General features: G+C 69.4%; 14 protein-coding genes. 5 read left to right on the forward strand and 9 right to left on the reverse strand.

The annotated features are described in order from the left end of the window. Window positions 1-17: 17 nt before the first annotated feature. Both RCF34_RS19445 and RCF34_RS19450 read left to right on the forward strand, forming a co-directional pair. Window positions 18-1,169, forward strand: a complete 1,152-nt coding sequence (locus tag RCF34_RS19445) for an efflux RND transporter periplasmic adaptor subunit (protein ID WP_308709654.1) — start codon at window positions 18-20, stop codon at window positions 1,167-1,169. Then, window positions 1,169-4,267 (forward strand): multidrug efflux RND transporter permease subunit, encoded by a 3,099-nt coding sequence (locus RCF34_RS19450; protein ID WP_308709655.1) that lies wholly within the window; start codon window positions 1,169-1,171, stop codon window positions 4,265-4,267. Before RCF34_RS19445 ends, RCF34_RS19450 begins: the two co-directional genes overlap by 1 nt. Window positions 4,268-4,269: 2 nt before the next feature. Here the strand turns inward: RCF34_RS19450 and RCF34_RS19455 are convergent, their stop codons facing one another. The 6 genes from RCF34_RS19455 to RCF34_RS19480 form a co-directional block, all read right to left on the reverse strand. Beyond that, on the reverse strand, window positions 4,270-5,655 hold the full coding sequence (locus RCF34_RS19455; RefSeq protein WP_308709656.1) for an MFS transporter: 1,386 nt from the start codon (window positions 5,653-5,655) through the stop codon (window positions 4,270-4,272). 74 nt (window positions 5,656-5,729) lie between these two features. Beyond that, entirely contained in the window at window positions 5,730-6,656 is a 927-nt protein-coding gene (locus RCF34_RS19460) for a hydroxymethylglutaryl-CoA lyase (RefSeq protein ID WP_308709657.1), read from the reverse strand. Then, window positions 6,653-7,843 (reverse strand): CaiB/BaiF CoA-transferase family protein, encoded by a 1,191-nt coding sequence (locus RCF34_RS19465; RefSeq protein WP_308709658.1) that lies wholly within the window; start codon window positions 7,841-7,843, stop codon window positions 6,653-6,655. The genes RCF34_RS19460 and RCF34_RS19465 overlap by 4 nt, the downstream gene beginning before the upstream one ends. 108 nt (window positions 7,844-7,951) lie before the next feature. Then, window positions 7,952-8,857: a LysR family transcriptional regulator gene (locus RCF34_RS19470; RefSeq protein WP_308709659.1), complete on the reverse strand. Its 906-nt coding sequence runs from the start codon at window positions 8,855-8,857 to the stop codon at window positions 7,952-7,954. 73 nt (window positions 8,858-8,930) lie between these two features. After that, window positions 8,931-9,401 carry a nuclear transport factor 2 family protein gene (locus RCF34_RS19475; protein ID WP_308709660.1) on the reverse strand — a complete coding sequence of 157 codons (471 nt, stop codon included), beginning with the start codon at window positions 9,399-9,401 and terminating at the stop codon, window positions 8,931-8,933. Between the two features lie 88 nt (window positions 9,402-9,489). Then, entirely contained in the window at window positions 9,490-10,254 is a 765-nt protein-coding gene (locus RCF34_RS19480) for a LuxR family transcriptional regulator (RefSeq protein WP_308709661.1), read from the reverse strand. Between the two features lie 153 nt (window positions 10,255-10,407). On the opposite strand from RCF34_RS19480, the gene RCF34_RS19485 reads away from it, so the two are divergent. Continuing rightward, window positions 10,408-11,790 (forward strand): APC family permease, encoded by a 1,383-nt coding sequence (locus RCF34_RS19485; protein WP_308709662.1) that lies wholly within the window; start codon window positions 10,408-10,410, stop codon window positions 11,788-11,790. 26 nt (window positions 11,791-11,816) lie between these two features. Further along, window positions 11,817-12,749, forward strand: coding sequence for an acetamidase/formamidase family protein (locus RCF34_RS19490; protein WP_308709663.1), 933 nt, complete (start codon window positions 11,817-11,819; stop codon window positions 12,747-12,749). Here RCF34_RS19490 and RCF34_RS19495 read toward each other — a convergent pair. Continuing rightward, entirely contained in the window at window positions 12,715-13,632 is a 918-nt protein-coding gene (locus RCF34_RS19495; RefSeq protein ID WP_308709664.1) for a DMT family transporter, read from the reverse strand. The genes RCF34_RS19490 and RCF34_RS19495 overlap by 35 nt on opposite strands. Before the next feature lie 138 nt (window positions 13,633-13,770). Here RCF34_RS19495 and RCF34_RS19500 point away from each other — a divergent pair, with 138 nt between their 5' ends. Then, window positions 13,771-14,697, forward strand: coding sequence for a LysR family transcriptional regulator (locus RCF34_RS19500; protein ID WP_308709665.1), 927 nt, complete (start codon window positions 13,771-13,773; stop codon window positions 14,695-14,697). Here the strand turns inward: RCF34_RS19500 and modC are convergent. Together modC and modB are read right to left on the reverse strand one after the other, a co-directional pair. Beyond that, the gene (gene modC / locus RCF34_RS19505) at window positions 14,689-15,765 is read right to left on the reverse strand and encodes a molybdenum ABC transporter ATP-binding protein (RefSeq protein WP_308709666.1); all 1,077 of its coding nucleotides are present in this window, start codon (window positions 15,763-15,765) and stop codon (window positions 14,689-14,691) included. The genes RCF34_RS19500 and modC overlap by 9 nt on opposite strands. Further along, window positions 15,762-16,439 carry a molybdate ABC transporter permease subunit gene (modB, locus tag RCF34_RS19510; RefSeq protein WP_308709667.1) on the reverse strand — a complete coding sequence of 226 codons (678 nt, stop codon included), beginning with the start codon at window positions 16,437-16,439 and terminating at the stop codon, window positions 15,762-15,764. The genes modC and modB overlap by 4 nt, the downstream gene beginning before the upstream one ends. Window position 16,440: the final 1 nt, after the last annotated feature.

Consider the following 16,440-nt stretch of genomic DNA (forward strand, 5'->3'; position numbering starts at 1 on the left):
TCCTGGAGGAAGCCCCGATGTCCCTGCCCCGCCCTGCCCCTGGCAGCCTCGTGCTGCTCTGCCTGCTGCTCGCCGCCTGCGACCGCCCGGCCCCGGAGGCCGCCGCCCCGCCCGCATCCAGGGTGCAGGTGGAGACGCTGCATCCCATGCCGCTGGCCATCGCCAGTGAACTCAGTGGCCGCCTGGTGGCGCCGCGGACCGCCGAGGTACGGGCGCGGATCGCCGGTATCGTGCTCCAGCGGGTGTTCCGCGAAGGCAGCGAGGTCAAGGCCGGCGAGGTGCTGTTCCGCATCGATCCGGCGCCCTTGCAGGCCGAAGTGGACAGTGCCGCCGCTGCCCTGCGCAAGGCCGAGGCCAGTGCCTTCCAGGCGCGGCGCCTGGCCGAGCGCTATGCGGCGCTGGTGGAGAGCGAGGCGATCAGTCGCCAGGCGCAGGACGATGCCCGCGGTGCCAGCCTGCAGGCGGAGGCCGAGGTGGCTGCGGCCCGGGCGGCGCTCAAGCGGGCACGGCTGAACCTGGGCTATGCCACGGTCACCGCGCCCATCGCCGGGCGCATCGGCAAGGCCCTGGTCACCGAGGGCGCGCTGGTCGGCCAGGGCGATGCCACGCCCCTGGCGATCATCCAGCAACTGGACCCCATCCATGCCGATGTCACCCAGTCGACCCGCCAGCTCAAGGCGCTGCGCGATGCCCTGAGAGACGGCCGGCTGCAGCAGGTGGCGCCGGATCAGGCACGGGTGACACTGCTGCAGGAAGACGGCAGCCCCTACCCCGAGGAAGGCCGCCTGCTGTTCGCCGATCTCGCGGTGGACGCCAGCACCGGGCAGATCACCCTGCGCAGCCAGTTTCCCAATCCACGGCGCGATCTCCTGCCGGGCAGCTTCGTGCGGGTGCGCCTGGAGCAGGCGCGTCTCGACCAGGGCCTGAGCGTGGCGCAGCGGGCGGTGCAGCGCAGCGCCGGCGGCCAGGCCCAGGTCTGGGTGGTGGACGCCGAAAACAAGGTTGCCCTGCGCGAGGTGCGCCTGGGCCCGGTGGTTGAAGGGCGCTGGGTGGTGGAGTCCGGCCTCGCTGCCGGTGAACGGGTACTGCTCTCCGGTCTGCAACAGGCGCAGCCGGGCCTGATGGTGGAGCCCCAGGAAGCCCAGGCCACCGCGGCGGAGGTGCGCTGATGGCCAGCTTCTTCATCGACCGCCCGGTATTCGCCTGGGTGGTGGCGCTGTTCATCCTGCTCGCCGGCCTGCTGGCCCTTCCGCAGTTGCCGGTGGCCCAGTATCCCAACGTGGCGCCGCCACAGATCGAGTTGACCCTGAGCTACCCGGGCGCCTCGCCACAGACCCTGGACGAGAGCGTGGTCAGCCTGGTCGAGCAGGAACTCAATGGCGTCAATCACCTGCTCTATTTCTCGTCCAGCAGCAGCCAGGGCAGCGCCACCCTGACCGTGACCTTCCAGCCCGGCACCGATCCCGAGCTGGCCAAGGTGGACATCCAGAATCGCCTCAAGGTGGTGGAGCCGCGCCTGCCGCGCGCGGTCACCCAGCAGGGCATCCAGATCGAGGAGACCTCGGCGGGCTACCTGCTGTTCGTCACCCTCACCGCCACCGACGAGCGCCTCGACACCACCGCCCTGAGCGACTACCTGGCGCGCAACGTGGTCAACGAACTGCGCCGGCTGGACGGGGTGGGCAAGGCCCAGCTGTTCGGCGCCGAGCACGCCCTACGCGTCTGGCTCGATCCCAGTCGCCTGGTGGCGGTCGGCCTGACTCCGGCCGACGTGACCCGGGCCATCGCCGAGCAGAACGTCCAGGTGGCGGCCGGCAGTCTCGGCGAATTGCCCGCCCCCGCTGGCCAGGAGCTGACCGCGCCGGTGCTGATCAAGGGCCAGCTGAGCGACCCGGCGGAATTCGCCGGCATCCTGCTGCGCGCCGGGGCCGATGGCTCCAGCGTGACCCTGGGCGACGTCGCCCGGGTCGAGGTGGGCAGACAGAGCTACACCTTCGGCACCCGCCTGGACGGCAAGCCCTCGGTGGCGGTGGGGGTGCAGCTGGCGCCCACCGCCAATGCCCTGGCCACCGCCAAGGCGGTACGCGCCAGGCTGGCCGAGCTGTCCCGGTACTTTCCGCCGGGGATGAAGTACGACATTCCCTACGACACGGCGCCCTTCGTCGAGATCTCCATCACCCAGGTCATCCATACCCTGCTGGAGGCCATGGCGCTGGTCTTCGCGGTGATGTACCTGTTCCTGCAGAATCTGCGCTACACCCTGATCCCGACCCTGGTGGTGCCGGTGGCCCTGCTGGGCACCTGCGCCGTGCTCCTGGCACTGGGCTATTCGCTCAATGTGCTGACCCTGTTCGGCATGGTGCTGGCCATCGGCATCCTGGTGGACGACGCCATCGTGGTGGTGGAGAACGTCGAGCGACTGATGGCCAGCGAGGGCCTCGACCCACGCGCCGCCACCCGCAAGGCCATGGGCGAGATCTCCGGCGCCATCGTCGGCATCACTCTGGTGCTCACCGCGGTCTTCGTGCCCATGGCCTTCATGAGCGGTTCGGTGGGCGTCATCTATCGCCAGTTCTCGGCGTCCATGGCGGTGGCCATCCTCTTTTCCGCCTTTCTCGCCCTGAGTCTGACCCCGGCGCTGTGCGCCACCCTGCTCAAGCCGATTCCCCAGGGCGCCCATGCCCGCGGCGGCTTCTTTGGCGCCTTCAACCGCGGCTTCGAGCGCCTGACCGCCGGCTTCGAAGGCTGGGTGGCCCGCGCCATCCGCCGGCTGCTGCCCAACCTCCTGCTGTTCGCCGTCCTGCTGGTGGCCCTGGTGGGGCTCTATGGCCGCCTGCCCGGCGCCTTCCTGCCCACCGAGGACCAGGGCTATCTGATCACCGACATCCAGCTGCCGCCGGGAGCCACCCAGGAGCGTACCCTCAAGGTGCTCGAGCGCCTGGAGCGTCACTACGCCGCCGAACCCGAGGTGGCCAACGACCTCGTCCTGCTCGGTTTCAGCTTTTCCGGCAGCGGCCAGAACGCCGCCCTGGCCTTCACCACCCTCAAGGACTGGTCCGCCCGCGGCCCGGCCGACTCCGCCGCGGCCATCGCCGAGCGCGCCAATGCCGCCCTGGCCGGCGAGAGCGAGGCCCAGGGCTTCGCCGTGTTGCCGCCACCGGTGGAAGGCCTGGGCACCTCCAGCGGCTTCGAGGTGCGCCTGCAGGACAGATCCAACCGCGGCCAGGCGGCGCTCAAGGCCGCGCGGGACGAATTGCAGGCCCGGCTGGCGGGCAATCCGATCATCGCCTACGTGCGGGAGACCGCCCTGGCCGACAGCGCCCAGGTGCAGTTGGTGGTGGATCGCCGCCAGGCCGCCGCCCTGGGGGTAGGCTTCGCCGCCCTCGGCGAGACCCTCGGCACGGCCCTGGGCTCCAGCTACGTCAACGACTTTCCCAACCGAGGCCGGATGCAACAGGTGATCGTCCAGGCCGAATTGGGCAGCCGCAGCCAGGTGGACGACCTGTTGCGCCTGGAAGTACGCAACGAGCGCGGGCGCATGGTGCCCCTGTCCGCCTTCGTCAGCGCCGACTGGACCCAGGGCCCGGCGCAGCTGTCGCGCTACAACGGCTACCCGGCCATCAGCCTGTCCGGCGAGCCGCTGCCCGGTCACACCACCGGCGAGGCCATGGCCGAACTGGAACGCCTGGCCGCCGAGTTGCCGCGTGGCTTCGCCCTGGAGTGGACGGCGCTGTCGCTGCAGGAACGCCTCTCCGCCGGCCAGGCGCCGCTGCTGCTGGGGCTGTCGCTGCTGGTGGTGTTCCTCTGTCTCGCCGCCCTCTACGAGAGCTGGTCGATTCCCACCGCGGTGCTGCTGGTGGTGCCCCTGGGCGTGCTCGGCGCGGTGCTGGCGGCGACCCTGAGGGGGATGCCCAACGACGTCTTCTTCAAGGTCGGCCTGATCACGGTGATCGGCCTCACGGCGAAGAACGCCATCCTGCTCATCGAATTCGCCAAGCGCGTGCATGACGGCGGCATGGACCTGTACGACGCCACCTGCCGCGCCGCACGGCTACGGCTGCGGCCCATCGTCATGACCTCGCTGGCCTTCATCCTCGGCGTGGTACCCCTGGCCCTGGCCACCGGCGCCAGCTCGGCCAGCCAGCAGGCGGTGGGCACCGGGGTGATCGGCGGCATGCTCGGCGCCACCCTGGCGCTGGTCTTCGTGCCGGTGTTCTTCGTGCTGGTGCTGAGGGTGGTCCGGCGCTGGCGCGCGCCGGAGCGCTAGCCTCAGGCCTTGAGGGGACGCTTGTCGCCCGGCAGCGCGGCGTCCTCGACCGGAGCGGGTTCTGGCGTGCGGGCGCCCACCCGGTCCGAAGTCCGCAGACTCTGCGGCAGTGCCCAGCACAGCAGGCCGGCGGCCAGCAGGCTGCTGCAGCCGATGAGATAGAGCGCCGGGGTGGTGCTGCCGGTCACGTCCTTGATGTAGCCCACCATCACCGGGCTGACGATGCCGCCGAACTGCCCCAGGGTATTGATCAGGGCGATACCGCCCGCGGCACCGGCCCCCGCCCCGGCGAGCAGTTTCGGCGGCAGCGCCCAGAAGGCCGGAATGGAGGCGATGATGCCGGCGCCCATCAGCGCCAGGGAGAGGATCAGCAGGGTGGTGTGGTCGGCGAAGAGACCCGCGCTGAAGAACCCCAGCGCTCCGGCGATCACCAGGCCGCAGACGAACTTGCGCCGCTCGCCGCTGGCGTCCGACAACCGCCCTACCACCACCATGCTGATGGCACCGAAGACATAGGGCACGGCGGTCAGCAGGCCGATGAGGGTGGGACTCTCGGTGCCCGCGCTGCGGATCAGCTGCGGCGCCCAGAAGTTGAGGCCATAGGAGGCGACCTGGATCAGGAAGTAGATCAGTCCGAGCAGCAGGAAACCCGGCAGCCGGATCGCCGCCAGCAGCGAGCCGTGGGCGTTGCTTTCATGGCGAGCGATGCGGCTGGCCAGAAAGGTCTTTTCCTCGCCGCTGAGCCAGGGCGCATCACCGATGCGGTCGTGCAGCATGCGCAGCACCAGCACGCCCAGCAGCACGCAGGGCAGGCCGCCGAGCAGGAACAGCCAGTGCCAGCCACGCATGCCGAGCAGGCCGTCCAGCTGGCCGAGGATCAGTCCCGAGACCGGGGCGCCGATCAGCCCGGCGAAGGCCGAGGCCAGGAACAGCGTCGAGGTGATGCGACCGCGGTAGCTCTGCGGAAACCAGAGCGTCAGGTAGTAGAGGATGCCCGGGGCGAAGCCGGCTTCCATGGCGCCGATCAGGAAACGCAACACGTAGAACTGCCATTCGGCGGTGACGAACATCATCAGCGCCGTGGCGATGCCCCAGGAAATCATGATGCGGGCGATCCAGCGCCGTGCGCCGACCTTGTACAGCATCATGTTGCTGGGCACCTCGAACAGCACATAGCCCACCACGAAGAGCCCCGCACCCAGGCCGTAGGCGGTGTTGCTCAGCGACAGGTCGGCCTGCAGCTGGAACTTGGCGAAGCTGATGTTGATGCGATCGAAGAAGGCGAACAGGTAGCAGACCATGATCAGCGGCATGAGCCGCCAGGCGACCTTGCGGACGATGGCCTGTTCGGCGGCCGCCACGGCGGCGGAGGTTACGGATGAAGGCATAGCGGTCTCCCGGGAGCGGCCAGGCTGGCGCTCCTTTGTTGTTGTAGTCAGGGCGAACGAAGGGTGGGCGGGCGTTAGCCACTCGCCGCGGGCGGCGCATGCAGGTCGCAGTTGCGCCCGGCCTTGGCCACCTGCCCGGGGGTGTCGTGGCCGAGCAGCGCCGGCAGGGTGCGCGACAGCGCGATCAGTTGCTCCAGATCGATGCCGGTCTCCACCCCGATTTCCATGCAGAGATTCACCAGGTCCTCGGTGCAGATGTTGCCGGACGCGCCGGGCGCGAAGGGACAGCCGCCAAGCCCGCCGAGGGCGGCGTCGAAACGACGGGCGCCGGCTTCGTAGGCGGCCAGCACGTTGCTCAGGCCCACGCCGCGGGTATTGTGGAAATGCAGGGTCAGGGCGGACGCCGGAACCCGTTCCAGCACCTGGCGCACGATCCGCGCGACCTGCCGTGGATTGGCCATGCCGGTGGTGTCGGCGAGGGTGATACCGGTCATGCCCAGCGCCAGGTAGCGCTGCACCAGTTCGAACACCCAGCCTTCGTCGATGCGCCCCTCGAACGGGCAACCGAAGGTGGTCGCCACGGTGCCGTTGAGCGAGACCGATTGCCCGGCGGCCAGCTGCACGACCTCGGTGAAGCTGGCCAGCGACTGTTCGCAACTCATGCGCATGTTGGCCTGGTTGTGGGTCTGGCTGGCGGAGAGCACCAGATTCAATTCATCGGCACCCGCTGCCAGGGCGCGCTGGGCACCCTTGAGATTGGGTACCAGGGCGACATAGGTCACCCCGGGCCGGCGAGCGATGCCCTGGAACACCGCCTCGCCGTCGCGCAGCATGGGTACGGCCTTGGGCGAGACGAAGGAGCCGGCTTCGATCCGCGAGAAGCCCAGGCCCGACAGCTGGTCGATCAAAGCGATCTTGTCGGCGGTCTCCACCCAGTTCGGCTCGATCTGCAGGCCGTCGCGCGGCGCCACCTCCTGGACGATCAGACGCTCGGTACTCATTGCACCACGCCCTCCTGCCTGAGCCGCCGGATGTCCGCCTCGCTCAGCCCCAGTTCGGTCAGCAAGGTATCGGTGTGCTGGCCGAGGGTCGGCCCCTGCCAATTGACCTGGCCCGGCGTCGCCGACAGCTTGGGCACGATGCCGGGCATCTTCAGGGTGGCCCCATCGGGCAAGGTGGTGTCCAGCAGCATGTCCCGCGCCTGGTAATGGGGATCGGCGACGATGTCGGCGGCGGAATAGATGCGCCCGGCCGGCACCTCGGCGCCTTCCAGCACCGCCAGCACCTCGTCGATCCCCAGGCTGCCGGTCCAGGCGGCGATGGCGTCGTCGATCAGCTCGCTGTGGCGGGCACGCCCGTCGTTCTGCGCCAGGTCCGCACGCTCGGCGAGATCCGGCCGGCCGATGGCCTGCATCAGCCGCACGAAGATCGGATCGCTGTTGCCGGCGACCACCACATAGGCGCCATCGCGGGTGGGATAGGTATTGGACGGCGCGATGCCCGGCAGCGCCCCGCCGGTGCGCTCGCGCACATGGCCGAGCAGGGAGTACTCCGGCACCAGGCTTTCCATCACGTTGAACACGCTCTCGACCAGGGACACATCGACCACCTGGCCGTCGCCCTGGCCGGTCTTGACCCGCAGCACCGACATCAGCGCGCCGATCACCGCATGCATGGAGGCCAGGGAATCGCCCAGGCTGACTCCGACCCGTGCCGGCGGCGTACCTGGAGTACCGGTGGTGTAGCGGATGCCGCCCATGGCCTCGCCGATGGCGCCGAAGCCGGGTCTATCGCGATAGGGCCCGGTCTGGCCGTAGCCGGAGATGCGCACCAGGGTGAGCTTGGGGTTGAGGGCGTGCAGCACGTCCCAGCCGAGACCCAGCTTTTCCAGGGCACCCGGGCGCAGGTTCTCGATGAGCACGTCGGCGCCCTCGACCAGCTGCTTGACCAGGGCCACGCCCTCGGCGGAGCGGAGATTCAGTGCCAGGGACTTCTTGTTGCGCGACTGCAGGTACCACCACAGCGAGGTGCCCTCGTGCAGCTTGCGCCACTTGCGCAGGGGATCGCCCTTGTCCAGGGCTTCGATCTTGATCACCTCGGCGCCGAATTCGGCCAGCAGGCGCGCGGCGAAGGGGGCGGCGATCAGCGTGCCGATCTCGATGACCCGCAGTCCGGTAAGAGCCGTCATGGCGACTAGCCTCATTGTTATTGGAATGAGGCCGATGCTAGGACAATCGGGCCGTCGGCGGTTAACGTCTTTCGGCAAGAGGTCTTCGCGAAACGCGAAGGCGCGCCTTCAGACGTCCAGCAGGTGGTCGTAGAGCAGCCGACTGACTGGCGAAAGCGACGCGACGTCCCGCACCACCAGCGCCAGGCTGCGCTGGGACCAGTCGTCCTCCAGCGCGGCGGCCACCAGTCCGAGCGGCCGACCGATGAGTTCGAAGGCCTGCAGCGGCAGCACGCCCAGGCCAAACCCGGCCTGCACCATGCGGCACACGGCATCGAAGCCGGGCACATGGATGCGCAGCCGCAAGGCCTTGCCGTGGCTGCGCGCGGCCGCCTTGGTGCGCAGGTTGATGAAGCTGTCAGCGTGCAGGCCGACGTGGTCGTCGTCCAGGGTCTCGGCGAAGGCCAGCCGCGATTGCGCGGCCAGGCGATGATCCGGACGCATCACCACCACCAGGGTGTCCTGCCGGTAGGGCACGGCCAGCAGGCCACGGGTATCGGTATCCGAGGAGCAGATGCCCAGGTCGGCGGCGCCTTCCAGCACCCCCTTCACCACCCCAGCGCTGGGTCGTTCGTCCAGGCTGACCTTGACCTGGGGATGACCGGCCGCGAAGGCCTGCAGGTCCTCGGGCAGGAATTCGATGATGGCGGAGATGTTGGCCATCATCCGCACGTAGCCGCGCACACCCTGCAGGTGCTCGCCGACGTCGATGCTGATCCGCTCGACGTCGGCGAGGATGCGCTTGGCGTAATGCAGCAGCGTCTCGCCGACCGGGGTGAGGGTCATGCCCTTGGCGTTGCGCTCGAAGAGCTCGATGTCGAGCGAGCGCTCCAGGTCGTGCAGGCGCTTGCTGGCGGCGGACAGGGCGATCATCTCGCGCTCGGCGGCGCGGGTCAGGGTGCCCTCCTCGTGCACCGCCAGCAGCAGCTGCAGCGAGACCAGGTCGAGGCGGCGGAGCAGGTTGCGGTAGTGCATCGTCAGCGGGTCCTGGCGGCCAGAGGTCCTTGTACAGGACCCAGCCCCGTCCGGGATAGCCACCCGCCGCCGGTCAGAGCCCCAGGTCGCTCAAGCCGGGATGGTCATCTGGCCGCCGGCCCTGGGGCCAGTGGAACAGCCGCTCGGCCGCGGTGATCGGCAGGTCGTTGATGCTGGCGTGACGCTCGGCCATCAGGCCCTGGTCGTCGAAGTGCCAGTTCTCGTTGCCGTAGGCGCGGTACCACTGGCCGTCTTCGTCCCGCCATTCGTAGGCGAAGCGTACGGCGATGCGCGCGCCGTCATGCGCCCAGAGTTCCTTGATCAGCCGGTACTCGTGCTCGCGCTGCCACTTGCGGGTGAGAAAGGCCTCGATGGCGACGCGACCCTGAAGGAAGTCGGCGCGATTGCGCCAGTGGCTGTCGGCGGTGTAGGCCAGGGCCACCTTGGCCGGATCGCGGCTGTTCCAGCCGTCTTCGGCGGCGCGGACCTTCTGCTGGGCGGACTCGAGGGTGAACGGCGGTACGGGCGGACGGGCAGTGCTCATGGGACACTCCTGGGCAGATGAGGCCCCAGTGTCAGGGCGCAGCGGGGGTGTCGCAAGGTCGATCAGCCCACGGATCTGGCCAAGTCGCTCAGACTTCGACCAAGCGATAGTGCAATCCCCGCACCACCGCCTCGACCCGATTGCGCGCCCCCAGTTTGCGCGCCGCCGAGTTGAGGTGCAGGTTGACCGTGGCGGTGGAGCGGTTGAGGGTCGCGGCGATGCGCTTGGCGGTCAGCCCCTTGGCCGAGTACTGCAGGCATTCGCGCTCGCGCGGCGTCAACCGGACCTGGCCGCAGCGGCGTTCGGCCGGGGCGAGCAATTCGTCGGCCCGGGCCTGGAAGGCATGGGCCAGCACCAGGAAGGCGCCCAGGCAGGCTTCGCCGGCGGCCTCGGCGTCCGCGGCCTCGGCATCGAGGATGCCGGTCAGGGTGGCGAAGGCCCCTCCCGGCAGGTGCAGCGGCACGGTCACCCCGGTGGCCAGGCCGCTGTCCCGCACATAGCAGGTGACCGGGCGATGACTGTCACCCAGGTACTCGCGCAGGGCGCTGCGGGTTTCGCTGCGAAACGACCAGACGAAGGGTGCCGCACGCCGACTGGCGCATTGCTGCACCGGGTCGATCTGGTAGTAGCCGCGCTCGCACCAGAAGGCCTGCATGTCCGCCGGGGCGTTGCGCACCTTGAACACCGAGGGGGTGATGAGCACGCCGTCGTGACTGAGGGGCACCGGGGCGTAGTCGTAGATCAGCGCCTTGCACCCCAGGTGGTCGGCACTGGCCTGGACGGCATCCAGACAGGCGTCGAGCGTGGGCAGCCCGGCGAGGCGGCTGCTGACGGTGAGCAGATCGGCATGCATCTTGGAGCTCCTCCCCTGATGGCGATGAGGAAAGCGAAGCAAAGGCTCTGCCAGTCGTCACCGGCCTGCTGCAAACCTAGCACTTTTGTGGATGGGGCCAGGACCTACCCTGGCCTAGAGTCGAGCCCACCCCGCCCCTTCGAGGAAGCCCCCATGACTCAGCACGCTCCGTCCGGCGACGCCGCCGACCTCGCCCGCTTCGGCTACACCCAGGAACTCAAGCGCCAGCTCGGGCTGAAGGACCTGCTCATCTACGGCCTGGTCTTCATGGTGCCCATCGCCCCCTTCTCCATCTTTGGCGGGGTGTTCGACGCCAGCCACGGCATGGTGCCCCTCACCTACCTGATCGGCTTCGTCGCCATGCTCTTCACCGCGGTCAGCTACCAGCAGATGTCGCGCGCCTTCCCGGTGGCCGGCTCGGTCTACGCCTACGTCGGTCGCGGCCTGCACCCCGCGCTGGGCTTTCTCGCCGGCTGGGCCATCCTGCTCGACTACCTGCTGGTGCCCACCCTGCTCTATGTGATCGGCGCCAACGCCATGGCCAACGTCATCCCGGCCATTCCCCAGCCGCTGTGGATCGTTTTCTTCGTCGGCCTCAACACCCTGGTCAACCTGCGTGGCATCGAGACCACCGCCCGCGCCAACCGGCTGTTCCTCTACGGCCAGCTGGCGGTGCTGCTGGTGTTCGTGGTGCTGGCATCCCTGGCCATCAGCCGCGGCGTGAATGGTGCCGAGTGGACGTTGAAGCCGCTGTACAACCCCCAGGAATTCTCCCTGCCGCTGATCTTCAGCGCCCTGTCGGTGGCGGTGCTGTCCTTTCTCGGCTTCGACGCCATCTCCACCCTCTCCGAAGAGACCCGTGGCGGCAGCCGGGTGGTGGGTCGCGCCACCCTGCTGGCCCTGACCTTGGTCGCCGCGCTGTTCATGGTGCAGACCTGGCTGGCCGCCCTGCTGCAACCCAACCTCATCCAGTACCCCGACGCCGATGCCTCGAACAACGCCTTCTACGAGATCGGTCGACTGATCGCCGGACCCTGGCTGCAGGTGGTGATCGCCCTGGCGGTGGCCATCGGCGCCGCCATCGCCAACGCCCTGGTGGCCCAGGCCGCCACCTCGCGCCTGCTGTTCGCCATGGCCCGTGATCGCCAGCTGCCGCAGTTCCTGCGTCAGATCCATCCCACGACCCGGGTGCCGCAGCGCGCCATCCTGCTGGTGGCGGCCCTGAGCCTGGTGCTGGGGCTGTTCTTCGTCGGCCAGATCAATCTGCTCGCCTCCATGTGCAACTTCGGTGCGCTGACGGCCTTCCTGCTCCTGCATGTGGCAGTGGCCTGGCATCACCGAGGCGCCGGGCGCCCGTTGCTGTATGCGCTGGTCCCGCTGGTCGGCTTCATCATCCTCGCCTATGTGCTGTTCAACGCCGACGTCTACGCCAAGGTCGGTGGCAGCTGCTGGATGGTGCTGGGCCTGGCCGTGCTGGCCTTCCTCAGGCTCAGCGGCCGGACCACGGAATTCAAGGCGAACGACGCCGTCCACTAGGCACGGACAATCCGCGGAGGCTTCAGATGATCAAGACCCTGCACAGCCAGCACTGCCATTGCGGCTGGGATCACAGCCTCCCCCCGGCGCTGGAGGTCGCGCCGGGCGAGACGGTCAGCTTTGCCTGCCGCGACGCGGCGGACGGCCACTTTCACGGCCAGTCCAGCGCCGCCGACATCGCCACCCTGCCCTTCGAGCGGGTCAATCCGGTCTGCGGTCCGCTGTGGATCGAGGGTGCCGAACCGGGCGACGTGCTCAAGGTGACGCTGGACAGCTTCACCCCCAGCGGCTTTGGCTGGACCGCCAACATTCCCGGCTTCGGCCTGCTCGCCGACCAGTTTCCGGACCCGGTGCTGCAGCTCTGGCATTACGACCGCACCGGTCAGACGCCGGCCGCCTTCGGCGAGCTGGCACGGGTCCCGCTCAAGCCCTTCGCCGGCACCCTGGGGGTGGCTCCCGCGGCGCCAGGTCTGCACTCGGTAGTGCCGCCGCGGCGGGTGGGTGGCAACCTGGATATCCGCGACCTGGCCGCCGGCACCAGCCTCTACCTGCCGGTGGAGGTAGCCGGGGCGCTGTTTTCCATCGGCGACACCCATGCCGCCCAAGGCGATGGTGAGGTCTGCGGCACCGCCATCGAGACCGCCATGATGGTCACCGCCACCTTCGAGCTGATCAAGCAGCAGCCGCTGAGCATGCCGCGTTTCAGCACCCCAAGGCCGGTCACCCGGCACCTGGACGGCGCCGGCTACGAGGTCTTCACCGGTGTCGGGCCGGACCTGCTGGCCGCGGCGCGCATGGCCGTCAGCGGTGCCATCAATTGGCTCGGGCAGACCCGTAACCTGCCGGCGGAACGGGCCTATCTGCTCTGCTCGGTCTGCGGCGACCTGCGCATCAGCGAGATCGTCGACATGCCCAACTGGGTGGTCAGCTTCTATTTTCCGCGGATCGTGTTCGAATGACCGGGTCCGAATGGTCTGGCGCCCGCCGCGGCAACGTCCCCCACAGCGAGGCGATGACGATCAGCAGGCCGCCCAGCCAGCCCCAGAGGCCCAGGCGTTCGTCCAGCCAGAAGCTGGCGAACAGTGCGCCGAACAGCGGCTCGGCGCCCATCAGCAGGGCGACGCGGGTGGCGCTGGTGCGGCCCAGGGCATAGTTCTGGGCGAGAAAGGCGCCCAGGGTGCAGAACAGCACCAGGTAGCCGGTGGCGAGCCAGAAGCCCGCTTGCACGGGCAGCGGCGCCAGGCCCGGGCCCAGGGCGAACAGCAGCAGGCAGGCCAGGCCCACCACCCCGGTCTGCACCGCGGTCAGCGCCAGGGCCGGTACCGGGGCACTGGCCTGTTGCAGACGCCGGCGCACCACGCAGACATTGACCGCGCGCAATACGGCCGCCAGCAGGATCAGGCCATCACCCAGGTTGAAGCTCAGGGTCACCCCGCGGGTCAGCAGCCCGGCGCCCGCCACCGCCAGCCCCGCGGCACCCAGGGCACGGGCCTCGGGGCGCTGGCCGAGCAGCCACCATTCGGCGAAGGGCGTCAGGGCCACGCAGAGGCTGATGAGAAAGGCGGCGTTGCTGGCGCTGGTCAGGGCGACGCCATAGGTCTCGGCGAGAAAGATCGCCAATAGCAGCAGCCCGGTGGGTATTCCCGGCCGCCAGGCCCGCCGGCCCTCGCCCCTCAGGGTGGGCAGCAGCAGCGCCGCGGTGAGACAGAAGCGCAGCGCCAGGTAGCCGACTACCGGATAGAGCATCACGGCGTCCTTGACCACGGCGTAGCTGGTCCCCCAGACCAGGGCGGTGGCGAGCAGCAGGCCTTCGGCGAGGCCGAAGGTGGGGCGTTGCGACATGACAGCTTCTCCCTGGATCAGGCCGCCAGTGTGCCCGCCCCAGGAAAGCGCGATAAGCCCGCCAGCGCGCATAGCTCTTGTTCCCCCGGGGAAGCAATGGCAGCCTTTCCAGCCCTATTGCTTCTGGCGGACTTCGGCATGGATCTTCTGCGCGCCCTTCCCCTGCTGCCCTGCATGGTCGCCTTCGCCAAGGTGGTGGAGACCGGCAGCTTCACCGCCGCCGCCCGCCTGCTGGACGCCACACCCTCGGCGGTCAGTCGTCAGGTCGCGCGGCTGGAACGGGAGCTGGGGGTGCGCCTGCTGCAGCGCACCACCCGCCAGCTGCGCCTGAGCGAAGCCGGCCGCGAGGTGCTCGGCCACTGCCGCCAGTTGCTGGCTGCCGCCGGTGCGGCGCTGGACAGTGGCCTGCAACACAGTGAAGAACCGCGCGGGCAGGTGCGGCTGGCGATGCCCAAGGCGGTCGGCTACCGGCTGATCGCCCCGCTGCTGCCGGAGTTCTTCCAGCGCTATCCAGAAGTGGATCTGCAATTGCGCCTGGACGATCGCCCGCTGGACCCCATCGCCGACGACCAGGATCTGCTGGTGCGCATCACCGAGCAGCCGCCTGCCGGCTTCGTCGCCCGACCGCTGCGCGAGATGGACTTCGTGCTCTGCGCCAGCCCGGCCTATCTAAGGGGGCGCGGCACACCGCAGCAGCCCCAGGCGCTGGCCGAACACGATTGCCTCTACCTCGGCGAAACCCCGGGCGACCAGCGCTGGCAACTGCGCCGCGGCGACCGGGTGGAAAGCGTGGCGGTGCGCGGCCGCCTGGCCTGCAACCACAGCGGCGTGCGCCTGGAAGCCACCCTCGCCGACCTGGGCATCGCCTGCCTGCCGGCCTTCGCCGCCGATGCCGGTCTGGCCGACGGCAGCCTGCTGCGGGTGCTGCCCGACTGGCAATACCTCGGCCCCTACCAGGGCACCGCCTGGCTGCTCTATCCGCCGGATCGCCAGTTGCCGGCGGCGGTCAGGGCGCTGGTGGACTTTCTGCTGGAGCGGCTCGGACCGGCCCCAGGGTCAGGCTAGCACCGCCACCGACTTGAGCTGCGCCCAGACCTGGCTCCCCGGCTGCAACGCCAGCCGCTCCAGCGAATAGCGGGTGATCCGCGCCAGCAGCGCCGCGCCGCCCAGGTCCAGGCGCAAGAGCACCTGCGCCGGCGAGCGGGTCGGGGCGATTTCGGCGACGGTGGCCGGCAGCACATTGAGGATGCTGCTGTGCTGGCGTTCCAGGCTGAGGCTGACATCCCGCGCCAGCACCTTGATGCGCAGCGCCTGGCCGGGCGGCAGCGGGGCATGGGCCAGCAGCACGCGCTGCTCGCCGGCCAGGCCCAGGCTGAGCAGGCCATAGTCCGGATCATGGCCGAGCACCCGCCCTTCCAGCACCACCCCGGCGTCATCGGCCAGGGCGATGGGCAGGTCGAGGCGCGCCAGTACCTCGGTGGTCGGCCCACTGGCCAGTACCTCGCCCCGCTCCAGCAGCACCAGGTGATCGGCCAGGCGCGCCACCTCGTCGGGAGCATGGCTGACATAGAGGATCGGCAGCGCCAGCTCGAGGGTCAGGCGTTCCAGGTAGGGAAGGATCTCGGCCTTGCGCTCGGCGTCCAGCGCCGCCAGGGGTTCGTCCATCAGCAGCAGCCGCGGACTGGTCAGCAGCGCCCGGGCGATGCCGACCCGCTGGCGCTCGCCACCGGAAAGGCGCGCCGGCATCCGGGTGAGCAGCCCTTCGATGCCCAGCAACTCGACGATCTGCTCCAGCTCCAGTCGACGCTCGACGGGCGCCACCCGCCGCCAACCGAACAGCAGGTTGCGGCGCACGTCCAGGTGCTCGAACAGATTGGCGTCCTGGAAGACATAGCCCAGGGCGCGTTTATGTGGCGGCAGGAACAGGCCGCGGTCGCTGTCCTGCCAGGTCTCCCCCGCCACCACCAGTCGACCACGGGCAGTGGGCTCGAGACCGGCCACGCACCTCAGGCAGCTGGTCTTGCCCGAGCCCGAGGGACCGAACAAGGCGGTGACGCCCCTGCCGGGCAGGGCGAGGTCCACATCCAGCACGAAGTCGGCATGCCGCAGTTCGAAGCGCGCGGCCAGACTCATGTCCAGACCGACCGCCCACGGCGCCCATAGAGCAGCAGGAGGATCACGAAGGAGAATGCCAGCATGCCCCCGGCCAGCAGGTGCGCCTGGGGATACTCCATGGCTTCCACGTGATTGAAGATCTGGGTGGAGACCACCTGGGTCCGCCCGGGGATGTTGCCGCCGATCATCAGCACCACGCCGAACTCGCCCACGGTATGGGCGAAGCCGAGGATGGCGGCGGTGACGAAGCCCGGCCGCGCCAGGGGCAGCACCACATGGAAGAAGGTATCCAGGGGACTGGCCCTCAGGGTGGCTGCGGCCTCCAGGGGACGCGGACCGATGGCCTCGAAGGCGTTCTGCAGCGGCTGCACCACGAAGGGCAGCGAATAGCACAGCGAGCCCACCACCAGCCCGGCGAAGGTGAAGGGCAACCGCCCCAGCCCCAGGGCCGAGGTCGCCTGTCCCACCCAGCCCTCCGGCCCCATGGCCAGCAGCAGATAGAAGCCGATCACCGTGGGCGGTAGCACCAGCGGCAGGGCCACCAGGGCGCCGACGGGGCCCTTGAGCCGGGAGCGGGTGCGCGCCAGCCACCAGGCGAGGGGCGTACCCAGCACCAGCAGCAGCAGCGTGGTCACGCTGGCCAGTTCCAGGGTCAGGCGAATCGCCGCCCAGTCCGCCGCGCTCAGGCTCATG

The sequence above is a fragment of the Pseudomonas sp. 102515 genome (assembly GCF_031085165.1).
In the GTDB taxonomy this organism is placed as follows: Bacteria; Pseudomonadota; Gammaproteobacteria; order Pseudomonadales; family Pseudomonadaceae; genus Chryseomonas.

Excerpts from the sequence above, each read along its gene's own strand:
- RCF34_RS19480 (WP_308709661.1), bottom strand. The coding sequence starts at position 10,254 with ATGCATGCCGATCTGCTCACCGTCAGCAGCCGCCTCGCCGGGCTGCCC.
- RCF34_RS19470 (WP_308709659.1), bottom strand. The coding sequence starts at position 8,857 with ATGCACTACCGCAACCTGCTCCGCCGCCTCGACCTGGTCTCGCTGCAG.
- RCF34_RS19450 (WP_308709655.1), top strand. The coding sequence starts at position 1,169 with ATGGCCAGCTTCTTCATCGACCGCCCGGTATTCGCCTGGGTGGTGGCG.
- RCF34_RS19445 (WP_308709654.1), top strand. The coding sequence starts at position 18 with ATGTCCCTGCCCCGCCCTGCCCCTGGCAGCCTCGTGCTGCTCTGCCTG.
- modC (WP_308709666.1), bottom strand. The coding sequence starts at position 15,765 with ATGAGTCTGGCCGCGCGCTTCGAACTGCGGCATGCCGACTTCGTGCTG.
- RCF34_RS19485 (WP_308709662.1), top strand. The coding sequence starts at position 10,408 with ATGACTCAGCACGCTCCGTCCGGCGACGCCGCCGACCTCGCCCGCTTC.
- RCF34_RS19490 (WP_308709663.1), top strand. The coding sequence starts at position 11,817 with ATGATCAAGACCCTGCACAGCCAGCACTGCCATTGCGGCTGGGATCAC.
- RCF34_RS19455 (WP_308709656.1), bottom strand. The coding sequence starts at position 5,655 with ATGCCTTCATCCGTAACCTCCGCCGCCGTGGCGGCCGCCGAACAGGCC.
- RCF34_RS19465 (WP_308709658.1), bottom strand. The coding sequence starts at position 7,843 with ATGACGGCTCTTACCGGACTGCGGGTCATCGAGATCGGCACGCTGATC.
- RCF34_RS19460 (WP_308709657.1), bottom strand. The coding sequence starts at position 6,656 with ATGAGTACCGAGCGTCTGATCGTCCAGGAGGTGGCGCCGCGCGACGGC.
- RCF34_RS19500 (WP_308709665.1), top strand. The coding sequence starts at position 13,771 with ATGGATCTTCTGCGCGCCCTTCCCCTGCTGCCCTGCATGGTCGCCTTC.
- RCF34_RS19475 (WP_308709660.1), bottom strand. The coding sequence starts at position 9,401 with ATGAGCACTGCCCGTCCGCCCGTACCGCCGTTCACCCTCGAGTCCGCC.
- modB (WP_308709667.1), bottom strand. The coding sequence starts at position 16,439 with ATGAGCCTGAGCGCGGCGGACTGGGCGGCGATTCGCCTGACCCTGGAA.
- RCF34_RS19495 (WP_308709664.1), bottom strand. The coding sequence starts at position 13,632 with ATGTCGCAACGCCCCACCTTCGGCCTCGCCGAAGGCCTGCTGCTCGCC.